Genomic DNA, 516 nt, shown 5'->3' on the forward strand with positions numbered 1-516 from the left:
CCTGCCCCGGCAACCTCGAGATCGAAGGCCGCCTGCGCGCCTACATGCGCTGGAACGCGATGGCGATGGTCGTCAAGGCCAACCGCATCCACCCGCCCGAAGGCGGCGACCTGGGCGGCCACATCGGCTCGTTCGCTTCGCTGGCCAACATGTTCGGCGCGGGCTTCAACCATTTCTGGCACGCCGAGAGCGAAAACCACGGCGGCGACTGCCTCTACATCCAGGGCCATGTGTCCCCCGGCATCTATGCGCGCGCCTACCTCGAAGGCCGCATCACCGAAGAGCAGCTGCTGAACTTCCGCCAGGAAGTCGACGGCAAGGGCCTGTCGAGCTACCCGCATCCCAAGCTGATGCCCGAGTTCTGGCAGTTCCCCACGGTGTCCATGGGCCTGGGCCCGCTGATGGCCATCTACCAGGCGCGCTTCCTCAAGTACCTGCACGCGCGCGGCATTGCGAACACCGAGAACCGCAAGGTCTGGGTGTTCTGCGGCGACGGTGAAATGGACGAAGTGGAAT

The 516-nt window shown here is 65.1% G+C and carries 1 pseudogene; it reads left to right on the forward strand.

Annotation, left to right across the window (positions count from 1 at the left end):
* Positions 1–516 (forward strand): annotated as a pseudogene (aceE, locus tag D3H34_RS33785) (pyruvate dehydrogenase (acetyl-transferring), homodimeric type); the annotation flags it as partial.

The organism is Acidovorax cavernicola, from assembly GCF_003581445.1.